Annotated in this window: 10 protein-coding genes and 1 other RNA gene; 6 read left to right on the top strand and 5 right to left on the bottom strand. The window is 63.2% G+C overall.

The window, feature by feature from the left end; genetic code table 11:
- Nucleotides 1-78 precede the first annotated feature (78 nt).
- A non-coding RNA gene (locus tag ABQZ00_RS04335) (sX9 sRNA) lies at nt 79-153 on the top strand.
- A 99-nt stretch (nt 154-252) separates the two neighbouring features.
- Here ABQZ00_RS04335 and ABQZ00_RS04330 read toward each other — a convergent pair.
- From ABQZ00_RS04330 to mtgA, 3 genes are read right to left on the bottom strand one after another with little or no spacing between them, the layout of a single operon-like run.
- Entirely contained in the window at nt 253-681 is a 429-nt protein-coding gene (locus tag ABQZ00_RS04330; protein WP_055849352.1) for a CBS domain-containing protein, read from the bottom strand.
- Nucleotides 641-1,687: a glycosyltransferase family 2 protein gene (locus tag ABQZ00_RS04325; RefSeq protein ID WP_323537490.1), complete on the bottom strand. Its 1,047-nt coding sequence runs from the start codon at nt 1,685-1,687 to the stop codon at nt 641-643. Before ABQZ00_RS04325 ends, ABQZ00_RS04330 begins: the two co-directional genes overlap by 41 nt.
- Before the next feature lies 1 nt (nt 1,688).
- Nucleotides 1,689-2,426, bottom strand: a complete 738-nt coding sequence (gene mtgA / locus ABQZ00_RS04320; protein ID WP_323537491.1) for a monofunctional biosynthetic peptidoglycan transglycosylase — start codon at nt 2,424-2,426, stop codon at nt 1,689-1,691.
- A 75-nt stretch (nt 2,427-2,501) separates the two neighbouring features.
- Between mtgA and hslO the strand changes: the two genes are divergently transcribed.
- From hslO to ABQZ00_RS04305, 3 genes are all read left to right on the top strand, one after another.
- A complete protein-coding gene (hslO, locus tag ABQZ00_RS04315) occupies nt 2,502-3,392 on the top strand; it encodes an Hsp33 family molecular chaperone HslO (RefSeq protein WP_055849347.1) in 891 nt (296 codons plus the stop codon).
- Nucleotides 3,393-3,545: 153 nt separating this feature from the next.
- Nucleotides 3,546-4,382 (top strand): XOO1806 family protein, encoded by an 837-nt coding sequence (locus ABQZ00_RS04310; RefSeq protein ID WP_323537900.1) that lies wholly within the window; start codon nt 3,546-3,548, stop codon nt 4,380-4,382.
- Nucleotides 4,383-4,624: 242 nt separating this feature from the next.
- Nucleotides 4,625-7,477: a TonB-dependent receptor domain-containing protein gene (locus tag ABQZ00_RS04305; protein ID WP_115513563.1), complete on the top strand. Its 2,853-nt coding sequence runs from the start codon at nt 4,625-4,627 to the stop codon at nt 7,475-7,477.
- Nucleotides 7,478-7,604: 127 nt separating this feature from the next.
- Here the strand turns inward: ABQZ00_RS04305 and ABQZ00_RS04300 are convergent, their stop codons facing one another.
- Nucleotides 7,605-8,213 carry a TetR/AcrR family transcriptional regulator gene (locus ABQZ00_RS04300; protein ID WP_323537492.1) on the bottom strand — a complete coding sequence of 203 codons (609 nt, stop codon included), beginning with the start codon at nt 8,211-8,213 and terminating at the stop codon, nt 7,605-7,607.
- 136 nt (nt 8,214-8,349) lie between these two features.
- Between ABQZ00_RS04300 and ABQZ00_RS04295 the strand changes: the two genes are divergently transcribed.
- Nucleotides 8,350-9,273, top strand: coding sequence for an alpha/beta fold hydrolase (locus ABQZ00_RS04295; protein WP_323537493.1), 924 nt, complete (start codon nt 8,350-8,352; stop codon nt 9,271-9,273).
- Nucleotides 9,270-11,744 carry an acyl-CoA dehydrogenase gene (locus ABQZ00_RS04290; RefSeq protein ID WP_323537494.1) on the top strand — a complete coding sequence of 825 codons (2,475 nt, stop codon included), beginning with the start codon at nt 9,270-9,272 and terminating at the stop codon, nt 11,742-11,744. Before ABQZ00_RS04295 ends, ABQZ00_RS04290 begins: the two co-directional genes overlap by 4 nt.
- A 238-nt stretch (nt 11,745-11,982) precedes the next feature.
- Here ABQZ00_RS04290 and ABQZ00_RS04285 read toward each other — a convergent pair whose 3' ends face one another.
- The gene (locus ABQZ00_RS04285) at nt 11,983-12,336 is read right to left on the bottom strand and encodes a DUF1304 domain-containing protein (RefSeq protein WP_055849330.1); all 354 of its coding nucleotides are present in this window, start codon (nt 12,334-12,336) and stop codon (nt 11,983-11,985) included.
- Between the last annotated feature and the right edge of the window lie 29 nt (nt 12,337-12,365).

Below are 12,365 nucleotides of genomic sequence, written 5' to 3'. Positions count from 1 at the left end.
GTGTCGTGTGACGCTTGGAGCCGCTGACAGAACGACTGTGCTCACCGCCAGGCGGGCACGACCAGTGCTCGGTGCGGCATGTACCGCTGGTACATTCCGCACCGAGCACGCCGTCCGCACCCACCTGACGAGTGCTCGCTACATTTTTTAGGCAATCTTAAGACTGCACTCGACGTGCATGCACCGACCCCACTGGCATGATCAGCCGGCTGGCAGATTACACCGGCCGCCAACCGCCAACCGGGGTGACGCTCAACTGGCGATGTAGCGCTGCAACTGGTCGATATCCTGCCGCTGCGCTTCGATCACCGCCTTGACCAGATCGCCGATGGAGATCACGCCGTGCACGCGGCCGTTCTCGACCACCGGGAGATGCCGAAAGCGGCCGTCGGTCATCAACTGCATGCAGCGCTCCACGGTCTCCGATGGCGACACCGTCACTACCTGAGAACTCATGATCTCCGCCACGCTGGTGGTGGACGACGAGCGATCGCGCAGCACCACTTTGCGCGCGTAATCGCGCTCGGACACGATGCCGGCGAGTCGCTGGCCATCCATCACCAAGACCGCACCGATGCCCTTTTCGGCCATCAGCCGGATCGCCTCGATCACCGCGGCATCGGCCGCAACTGCGAATACCTCAACCTGTTTGGTCCCCAACAGCTGTCGTACGGTCTGCATGGCCCGCTCCGCGCTTGGTCTGGTCGTCGCAGACTACTCCCACCGCGCCGCGGTGGGTATCGACCAGATACAACGGGCGCTGTTTGGCCTCGTCGTACAGCCGGCCCAGGTATTCGCCGATCAATCCCAAGGCAATCAACTGGATGCCGCCCAGAAACAGGATCACCGACATCATGGTCGGCCAACCGGCCACCGGGTCGCCCATCAGCGCCGCCTTGACCACCACCCAGCCCCCGAACAGGAAGGCAGCAAGCGCGGTCATCAGGCCCAGGTAGGTCGCCGCGCGCAGCGGCACCGTGGAAAAACTGGTGATACCGTCGAGCGCGAAATTCCACAACCGCCACACGGTGAACTTGCTACGCCCGGACAGGCGTGGCGCGCGCCGGTACGGCAATGCCACCTGTCGAAACCCCACCCAGCCGAACAGGCCTTTCATGAAACGGTGGCGCTCGCGCAGCTGCTGCAAGGCTTGCACGACGCGGGGCGAGAGCAGTCGAAAGTCGCCGGTATCGGCTGGAATCGGAGTGCGCGACAAACGCCGAATCACCCGATAAAACGCATGTGCGGCGCCGCGCTTGAGCCAACTCTCGCCCTCGCGAAAGACCCGGGTTCCAAAGATATTGTCGTAGCCGCCGCGCCAGAGCGCGACGAATTCGGGAATCAATTCCGGCGGATCCTGGCCATCGGCATCGAGCAGAACCACCGCTCCGGGCAGCACATGGTCCAGGCCTGCGGAAATGGCTACCTCCTTACCGAAATTACGCGACAGCCGCAACGCGCTGACCTGCGCATCGTCCTGTGCAAGTGCCTGCAGGACGTTCCAAGTGCCGTCGGTGCTGCCGTCATCGACATACAGCACGCGCGTCTGCAAGCCATGCAAGTCCGCCAGCACCGCACACAGGCGCGGATGCAACAGCGGAATGCTGGATTCTTCATTGAAGGCGGCGATGACCACCGTGAGACGCTCGGTGGCGGCCGGCAATTGGGCGGTATCGATCGTGCTCACCTCACCGCGCCTGCAGGTACGCAGCGCCGCCCAACTGGCGCGCCTGCCGTTGAATCCAGGCGGTGCGCCGTTGCACATAGGCACCCGGCCGGCGCGCATCGTACCGGCGTGGAGAGGGCAATACAGCGGCTAGGCGCGCCGACTCGGCCGGCGACAGGCCAGCCGCATCCTTCCCCCAGAACTGCCGCGCAGCCGCCTGCGCGCCGTAGACCCCATCACCAAATTCGGCCACGTTGAGGTACATCTCCAGAATGCGCTGCTTGGGCCAGAGCAGCTCGATCAACACGGTGTACCAGGCCTCCAGGCCTTTGCGCACCCAACTGCGGCCCTGCCACAGAAAGACATTCTTGGCGACCTGCTGACTGATCGTGCTGGCGCCGCGCACACGCCCGCCGCGCGCATTGTGATCGCGCGCCTTCTCGATGGCCTGCAGATCGAAACCGTGATGCATCGGAAACTGCTGGTCCTCGGCAGCGACCACCGAAATCGGCAGGCTGGCGGCGATCTGATCGTAATCGCGCCACTGCTGGTGCAGGGAAAAACTCCCGTCCCCCTCGCCCCAGGCCTCCAGGTAGCGCCCGACCATCATGCTGCTGATCGGCGGGTCGACCACCCGCAGCACCAGCACCTGCAACACGCTCGCCGCCGCGAACAGCAGCGGCGCCGCCAGGATCCAGCGCAGCCAGCGTCGGCGCTGCGGTGCTGTCACCTGCTTGCCATCCAATGCATCCGTCCCCATTAGTTCGCTTCGACCTTCAATCCCGATGCCTGCCGCATTATCCGGCAACCAGCGTCCCTTACGTCCGATGTCTCCATGACCGATCACGATCAGCTTTCCCGTTTCCTGCTGCCTGCCGCCGGCGTGCGCGGTGTCCACGTGCGTCTGACCAAGGCCTGGCACGACGTCCAGGGCGCCGCCGAGTACCCCCCTGCCGCGCGCCAGCTGCTGGGCGAAGCCGCGGTGGCAGCCGCCCTGTTCACCGGCCACACCAAGGTCGACGGGCGTCTGTCGGTGCAGTTGCGCGGCAACGACACCCTGCGCACCCTGTTTGCCGAATGCACGGCCGCAGGCACCTTGCGCGGCATCGTGCAACTGGCCGAGGGTGCCGACGCGCCCACCGACCTGCGTGAGTTGGGCGAGGCCGCCCTGCTGGCGATCACCATCGAAAACCCCGGCCTGGACCCGCGCGAACCGCAGCGCTACCAGAGCCTGGTCGGCATGCAGGCCCCGGATCTGGCAGAAGCCTTCGAAACCTATTTCAAGCAGTCCGAGCAGCTGCCGACCCGCTTGTTGCTGGCCGCTGGCCCGGATCACGCCGCCGGCCTGCTGCTGCAGAAACTGCCTGGGGACGAAGGCGACAACGACGGCTGGACCCGCATCGGCGCCCTGTTCGACACCCTCGGCGCACCCGAGTTGCTGTCGGTGGCTGGCGAAGACCTGCTGCACCGCCTGTTCCACGAAGAAGACCCGCAGTTGTTGGGCGGCAAGCCGCTCAGCTTCGGTTGCTCCTGCTCCCGCGAGCGGGTCGCGTCGATGCTGGAATCGCTGGGTGAAGAAGAGGCGCGCGCAGCCGCTGAAGAAACCGGCGAGGTGGAGGTGCGATGCGAGTTCTGTGGGCGCGAGTATCACTTTCCGTTGACCGAGCTGGCCGTACTTTTCAGCACGGCGCAGCCCTCTCAGCAGGCGCCGGAACGGTTGCAATAGATAGCATCGGCGGTGCGTTCTGGGGAACGTGACCACTTGTTAAATAATCATAAACGCCCTAGCATTCTCACTGCCCGCTCTCGGGAACTTAACAACTGCCCCTAGGGTCTGAACTCTGGTATGCGACACCTTCTGCGCCTTCCGCTCGCTTTGCTGGTTGCCCTTGCGGCAGCTACGGGTGTGCATGCGCAGTCGGCATCCCAGCAGTTGCGCGAGAGCACCATCCTGCCGGTATGGAACAAGGGCAGCGGCAAGGTGGAAGCGTTTCTGTACCTGGAACCCACCGGCGAGCAGAAGGCTGGCGCGCGCTGGCACTTCGGCCGTAATTCGCTGGATGCTGCGCTTGGCATGACCTCGGGCGATTCCTTAGGCCTGCTCTGCAATAGCAGCCGTGGCACCAACATCAGCGGTCTCGCCAGCCATTGCCTGCTGGCCGGCATCGGCGACGATGAAGAAGACAGCGCCGCCGCGTCGCGTCGCGTCTCCGGCACGCTGGGCTTTAACCGTGGCAATGGCCGCGTCGGCGTCACCGCAGGTGCCGGTCGCGACACCCTGCCCGCCTGGCTGATCGGCGCCGGCAAGGCACCGTTGACCCGCGTGGAGCAAAACGACCTGACCGTCTTCGGCCAGAAGAACATCGGGCGCGAAGGCTTTGTCTCGATCGGCGGCACTTACGCCCGTGCGCGCCTGGTCCCGCTGGCTGACGTCTCCCCGGCCATCGCCGACCAGTGGGACAGCAAGACGCTCAGCGTCGGCGGCGGCTACGGCGCCTTCAGCGCCAATGTCATCGGCCGCGTCGTCGACGTTCCCGGCCAGCCGGAAAAATGGGAAGGCCTGGGCCTTGGCCTGACCTGGCGCACCCCCTGGAGCGGGCAGTTGACAGTCGGCGCGGAGAACGTCATTTCCCGCGGCAAGAACCCGTTCGCTCCCAACAACGAGAGCAACAGCGACGGCACCATTCCTTATGTCAGGTATGAGCAAGACCTGTAAGCCACTGACCTGAAACGAAATTCCAAGAACGCCACCGATCACAAAATCGGTGGCGTTTTTCGTTCAGGAATGCCTGAAACGGTACTTTTTCACGACTTCCTTCTTTTTCGTTAACGGGACTTTAATTCCTGGCGCAACGCATATACCATCGGTTCACCCTGACGTTTTGGATCCGCTACTTCGGAACCCCCGACAGGCAAACAACCCTTGGCAGTACCCAAGATCACTTGGAGAGAGAGCTAATGAATTGCAAGTCCAACAAGCTGCGCGATGCAGTTGTCCTCGCGCTTGTCGTGGGTGTGGGCGGTACTGGTACCGCCATCGCTCAGGAAGCCAGCACCACCAACCTTGACAAGATCGAAGTAACCGGCTCGCGCATCAAGCGCGCTGACGTCGAAACGTCGCAGCCGGTCTTCAGCATGAGCCGTCAGCAGATCGAATCGCAGGGTCTGACCTCGATCGGCGACGTGATCCAGAACATCAGCTCTGGTGGTTCGGCGCTTAACAGCAACGTCAACAATGGCGGCAACGGCGAAACGCGCGTCAACCTGCGTAACCTCGGTTCCAACCGCACCCTGGTGCTGGTCAATGGTCGTCGTTGGGTCGGCGGTACAGGCCTGGGCGGCGCAGTCGACCTCAACACGATTCCGACTGCTGCCGTCGAGCGCATCGAAGTCCTGAAGGACGGCGCCTCCACGATCTACGGCTCCGACGCTATCTCCGGCGTGGTCAACATCATTCTGCGCCAGAACTTCGATGGCGCCGAAGCGAATGCGTATTTCGGCCAGTACGACAAGGGCGACGGCAGCCGCGAGTCCTACGACTTCACCATCGGCTCGACCGGCGATCGTTGGCACGCCACGTTGGGTGTTGGCTACGTCAAGGAAGAGCAAGTGTGGGCGGGCGATCGTGAGATTTCCGCAGTAGCGGTCTCCGGCGCCGTTCCCGGCACCGGCAACAGCACCACGATTCCGGGTGGGCGTTTCGGCATCTTTGGACGGACTGGCACCGACCCCACCACCGGCGCGGCTACATTCGGCGCAACGCGTTTCAATGGAACGCCGGGGTTCTCGATCACCAACAACGGTGGCACGACCTCGCGCAATTACACCGCTGCCGATAGCTACAACTTCGCACCGGCCAACTACTTGGTGACCCCGCAGGAGCGTAAGTCGGTGTTTGCCGACGCTGGCCTGTCGATCACCGACAACGTGCGCTTCAAGACCACGGTGACCTACAACGAGCGTGAGTCGAGCCAGGTCCTGGCGCCGATGCCGATCGTGCTGGGTCGCTCCGCACCTGGCACCAATGGTGCAGACATCGTCATCTCTGCCAACAATATCTATAACAATACTGGCCGTAATATCGATTACATCCAGTACCGTGCTGAAGAGACCGGCGGCCGCATTTTCTCCCAGAACGTCAAGACGTTCGGTTTCAGCGGCGCATTCGAAGGTGACTTCGAAGTTGGTCAGCGCTTCTTCAGCTGGGAAGCCGGTATGTTCTACGGCAAGAACGACCAGACCGATCGCACCACTGGCCTGTTCAACATCTCCGCGCTGCGCAATGCACTTGGCCCGTCGTTCGTTGACGCAGGTGGCGTCGCACGTTGCGGCACCGCTGCCAACACCATCGACGGCTGCGTCCCGATGAACATGCTGAGCGGGCCGGGTTCGTTGACCCCGGAAATGCTGAGCTACACCGGTTTCAATGCACATGACCTGTACGGATATGAGCAGAAGACTTACTTCGGCAACATCGGCGGCGAACTGTTCGATCTGCAGGGAGGCGCGTTTGCCTTCTCCTTGGGCGCTGAACACCGCGAAGAGTCGGGCTTTGATGATCCGGACGCACTGATCAACTCTGGCGACACCACCGGCAATGCGCGTACCGCCACCAACGGCGGCTACAAGCTGGACGAAGCCTACCTCGAACTCGCCGTGCCGCTGCTGGCCGACCTGCCGGGCGCCCAGTTGCTCGACTTCAGCTTGGCGACGCGCTATTCGGATTACAGCAACTTCGGCGATACCACCAACAGCAAGTTCGGTTTCCGCTGGAAGCCGATCACCGACCTGATGATTCGTGGTAACTGGTCGCAGGGCTTCCGCGCCCCGTCGATCAACGAACTGTTCCAGGGCGTGAGCGACACCTTCGAAGACGTACGCGATCCGTGCGCAGGCTCCTTCAGCGACGGTTCCGTCAATGGAACGCGTCCGGGCTCGTGCGGCTCCGTGCCGGCTTACGCTCAGGCCAACCCGCAGGTGCGTACCGCCACCGGCGGCAACCCGAACCTGCAGCCTGAAACGTCCACGTCCAAGACCTTGGGCTTCGTCTACAGCCCGGGTTGGGTCACCGGCCTGGATGTCTCGCTCGACTGGTGGAACATCGAGATCGAAGATGCCATCGACGTGCAGACCGTGCAGGAAACCCTGGACACCTGCTACGTGGGCGGTATCGCCAATGCCTGCTCGCTGATTCAGCGCGAGCCGACCGGCGAAGTCTCCAACCTGCTGGCAGTGCCGAACAACATCGCCAAGATCGAAGCCGAAGGCTACGACCTGACGGTGGGCTACCGCCTGCCGGACACCGCTTGGGGCAGCTTCAATGTGGTGTGGGACTCGACCTACATGAGCAAGTTTGTGGTCGAGAAGCCGCTGCAGGATCCGGAAACCCGCGTTGGCCTGTACCGTGGCGGTTCGGCACGTGACAACAACTGGCGTATCCGCTCCAACCTGATGCTGAACTGGGAACTGGGCGATATCGGCGGCTCGGCCTCGATGCGTTACTACAGCTCGCAGGTTGAAAACTGCACCGGCGCCAATGTCGCGACCCCGGCCAACGTGGCACTGCTGTGCTCGGATCCGAATCGCAGGACCAGCGCCGGCGCTGCCCCGCGTAACCATGTTCCGAGCGTGACCTACACCGATCTGGCCGCTTACTGGAAGGCTCCGTGGAATGCGCGCGTGACCGTTGGCGTGAACAACGCTTTCGATCGCGATCCGCCGCAAGCTGCGACCGCGTTTGCCAATAGCTTCGACTCGCAGTACGAAATTCCGGGTCGTTTCTATTACATGCGCTACACCCAGAAGTTCTGATAGGCAGTTCGGGTAAAACGTAAAACCGTAAACAAAAAGCCGCGATTCGGAAGAATCGCGGCTTTTTTTATTGGCTTTTGCTGAGTGACTATCGCTTTGATGCCTTTGGCGATAGCTCGGCACGGCTCTACCCAGGAATCAATGTCTGAATCACATGCTCGACGTAGGATTCGAATTCTTCGCGGGCCTGTTTGGGTTGCTGCAGTTGCAGCGATAACTGCAGGAAGCCGACGTAAGCAGCGTAGGCGAGGCGGGCGCGATGCTGGGCGTCGGTGCGGCTGAGGCCGGCCTGGCGGAACGAGGCGATCAGGTAGTCGAGGCGGCGTTGCGAGACGCGATCGATGACCGGTCGCACGGCCGGGTGGTCGAGTGCCTTGAGCAGTTCGCTGTAGATGACGTGCGGTTTGACTTCGTGGGCGACCAGCTGAAACAGCGCGCGCAGACGGGCGCTGGGATCGGGAACGTCTTCCAGACTGCCGAAGACTTCCTTCTGCTCGAAGATTTCCCAGCGCTCCAGGGCGGCCTGCAACAGGGCGTCGCGCGAGGGGAAATGCCAGTAGAAGCTGCCCTTGGTGACGCCGAGACGACGCGCCAATGGCTCGACAGCGACGGCACTCACGCCTTGTTCGGCGATCAGGTCCAGCGCGGCCTGCGCCCAATCGTCCGCGCTGAGGCGATTACCGCGACCGGAACTGGTACGGGGCGTGGTGGGGCTGGATTCGGTGATGTCGTTCATGGCGCGATTTAACCATACGCCTGGGTCAGTTGCAGTATGCATCACAAAAATGACAGACAACTGCCATGATTCAAGGGCTTAACACTCCATACGAGGGAGTATTGACAGCAGGTGCTCTGCATCCATACCATTAGGTATGGTTACGTCTCCCTCTACGCTTGCCCCCACTGCGGCCATGTCGCGCGTTAGCGCTGGCGACGTGGAGCTGGCCGTGTCGATACGGGGTGCGCAGCACGCACCCACGGTGCTGCTGGCGCATGGGTTTGGGCAGACGCGGCATGCCTGGGAGGCGACGGCAACCTTGCTGGCGCAGGCCGGTTACTGCGCGCTGTCGTACGACGCACGCGGGCATGGCGACTCGGGCTTCAACGAGGCCGATCTGCCCTACTCGCCCACCCAATTCACCGATGACCTGATTGTGTTGGCCGGCGAGCAGCCAGAACCGCCGGTGCTGGTCGCTGCCTCGATGGGCGGCCTGTTCGGGCTGCTTGCCGAGGCGCGCTGGCCGGGGTTGTTCCGCGCGATCGTGCTGGTCGACATCACGCCGCGGTGGGACACCACGGGCGTGGAGCGCATCCTGCGCTTCATGACCGCGCATCCGGATGGATTCGCCTCGCTGGATGCGGCGGCCGATGCAATTGCCGCGTATCTGCCGCATCGCCCGCGCAAGACTGCGCATCAGTTACAGGCATTGCTGCGTCAACGCGCAGATGGCCGTTGGCATTGGCACTGGGACCCGCGCCTGGTCGACGAACTAGCCGGGCAGGATGCGCAGCTGCAGCAGCACGCCTTGGTGGAAGCCGCAGCGCAGGTGCGTTGCCCGATGCTATTGATCAGCGGCGGGCGCAGCGATCTGGTCACGCCGGACAACATCACCGAATTCTTGTCGATCGCCCCACATGCGCAGCACGTGCAGCTGGCCGACGCCACGCACATGCTGGCAGGCGACGACAACACCACCTTTACCGCCACCGTGTTGCATTATCTGGACGCACTGCCCTCGGTTGGCACCATTGCAGCGTCCAACATCACCGAGCATGTCACTGGAGCAAGACCATGAGCATCGTTGCACCGTTCCTCCTCGTCATCCTGGCGGCGGGTATCGCTGCCTATCACCGCATGCGCCTTGCCACCTGGGTTGCGATCAGCGCCTGCGTGCTGGTGGCGTGCTGGCTGCTGGGTGCCAATCTCACCGCCACCATCGTCGCCGCCGCACTGGTGGTGCTGGTGTCCGCTCCGGTGCTGTTGCCGTTCCTGCGCAAGCCGCTGCTGACGACGCCGTTGATGGGCTTTTTCCGCAAGGTATTGCCGCCGCTGTCGCAAACCGAGCGCATCGCGTTGGAGACCGGCTCGGTCGGTTTCGAGGGCGAGCTGTTCACCGGCGACCCGGATTGGCAGAAGCTGCTCAACTATCCCAAGCCGCAGTTGACCGCCGAAGAGCAGGCGTTCCTGGATGGCCCGGTGGAAGAGCTGTGCAAGATGGTCAACGACTGGGAAATTACCCACGTCCACGCCGATCTGCCGCCGGAGCTGTGGGACTACATCAAGAAGAACAAGTTCTTCGGCATGATCATTCCCAAGCAATACGGTGGGCTGGGTTTCAGCGCGCTGGCGCACCACAAGGTGATCCAGAAGCTGTCGTCGATCTCCAGCGTGGTCAGCTCCACCGTCGGTGTGCCGAACTCGCTCGGGCCGGGTGAGCTGCTGCTGCATTACGGCACCCCGGAACAGAAAGACTATTACCTGCCGCGTCTGGCCGTCGGTGCAGAAGTGCCGTGTTTCGGCCTGACCGGCCCGTTTGCCGGCTCGGATGCCACCTCGATCCCGGACTACGGCATCGTCTGCAAGGGCGAGTGGAATGGCGCCAACGTGCTCGGCGTCAAGCTCACCTTCGACAAGCGTTACATCACCTTGGCACCGGTCGCTTCGCTGATCGGCCTGGCGTTCCGCGCCTATGATCCGGACGGCCTGATCGGCGACAAGAAGGACATCGGCATCACCCTGGCGCTGTTGCCGCGCGAGACCCCGGGAGTGGAAATCGGCCGCCGTCATTTCCCGCTGAATTCCACCTTCCAGAACGGCCCGATCCGTGGCACCGAAGTGTTCATTCCGCTCAGCCAGCTGATCGGCGGCGTGGAGATGGTGGGCAAGGGCTGGAACATGCTCAACGAGTGCCTGGCAGTGGGTCGCTCGATCACCCTGCCCTCCACCGCCAGCGGTGGCGGCAAGTACGCCGCGGTGGTGACCGGTGCGTATGCGCGCATTCGCAAGCAGTTCGGTCTGTCGATCGGCCGCTTCGAAGGCGTGGAAGAAGCGCTCGCGCGGATCGGCGGCAAGGCCTATGCGATCAGCGCGCTGGCGCAGGCCACTGCCGCAGCGGTTGACCGTGGCGACGTGCCGTCGGTGCCGTCGGCGATCGCCAAGTACCACTGCACCACCATGGGCCGCGAAGTGGTCAGCGACATGATGGATGTGATCGGCGGCAAGGGCATCATTTTGGGGCCGCGCAACTTCGCCGGCCGCGCCTGGCAGGCTGCGCCGATCGGCGTGACCGTGGAAGGCGCCAACATCATGACCCGCAGTCTGCTGATCTTCGGCCAGGGCGCGATCCTGTGCCATCCGTGGGTGATGAAGGAAATGAAGGCGGCGCAGGATCCGGATACGCGCCGTGGTCTGGAAGAGTTCGACCAGAGCCTGTTCGGGCACATCCGCTTCGGCATTTCCAATGCGGTGCGTTCGTTCTGGTTCGGTCTGACCGGTGCGCGTATCGGCGCAGCGCCGGGTGATGCATACACCCGTCGCTTTTTCCGCAAGCTGGATCGCTACTCGGCCAACCTGGCCCTGATGGCCGACGTGTCGATGCTGATGCTGGGCGGCAAGTTGAAGTTCAAGGAGTCGTTGTCGGGTCGGCTGGGCGATGTGCTGAGCCATATCTACATGACCAGCGCGATGCTCAAGCGGTATCACGACGAAGGCGCGCCGGCGGCCGACCAGCCGCTGCTGGCCTGGGCCTTCCACGACAGCGTGCACAAGATCGAGACCTCGCTATCGGCAGCACTGCGTAACTTCCCGATCCGCCCGGTGGGTTGGCTGATGTGGGTGTTGATCTTCCCGCTGGGCCGTCGTGCCGAAGCGCCGGGCGACCGCCTGGGACACCGTGTGGCATCGATTCTGATGGCCCCGAACGAAGCGCGCGATCGCCTGGCCCAGGGCGTGTTTCTGACCCCGTGCGCCAACAACCCGGGTGGCCGCATCTCCAGCTATCTTGCCAAGGCGGTGATGGCCGAGCCGGTGGAACGCAAGTTCCTGAAGGCGCTCAAGACCAAGGGCATCGAATCCCTCGACTTCAGTGCACAGCTTGACGAAGCGGTGGCCGAGGGCGTGCTCACCATGGACGAGCGCAAGCTACTGGAAGAGCTGCGCGAGATCATGATGGACACCATCACCGTGGACGACTTCGATCCGCACGAGTTGCGTGCGGCGAGCTTCTACGACAAGCCGCAGGCACAGCAGCCGCGCGAAGCCGCGTAAGGTTCGTGCCAAGGTTCTCAGCGACGACGGCGGGCTTTTAGCCCGCCGTCGTTGTTTGCGGGGGCCGCCCATCACCCGGCTACGCTGTGAGCAGATGTGAGCAGCCATGGGCGGCCTACCTGTCAGTCTCAGGTGGCTGTCTTGCAGGCGTGGGCTTGCCCACGAAGCGGCGTGACCGGTGATGCCGCATCGCGGGCAAGCCTGCTGACGAGAGGCAAATACCCTGCCAACAGACGCCTCAGTGCGGTAGCCACACCAACCCGAGCGCGATCAACGCGGGCACCGCCTGCACGAAGAAAATGCGGCGGTTGACGCTGTAGGCACCGTAGCACCCCGCAACCACCACACAGCCCAGGAAGAAGCTCAGCACATCGACCCGCGCCGCCAGCGCGCCCCAGAGCAGACCTGCGGCGAGAAAGCCGTTGTAGAGGCCCTGGTTGGCTGCCAGCACGCGTGTGGCCTGTGCCTTCTCCAATGTGTTGCGGAAGGTCTTCAAGCCCAATGGGTGCGTCCACAGCGCCATCTCCAGCACCAGGATGTAGACATGCAGCAGGCCGACAAGGATGCCGGCGATGATCGCGAACAGGGACATGGCAAGAAAGTCGTGTGGACGTGGCGGCA

It is taken from the genome of Xanthomonas sp. WHRI 10204 (genome assembly GCF_040202875.1).
GTDB lineage: Bacteria > Pseudomonadota > Gammaproteobacteria > Xanthomonadales > Xanthomonadaceae > Xanthomonas.
Note: the sequence above shows the minus strand (reverse complement) of the source record. Positions and strands in the feature narration are given on the sequence as shown.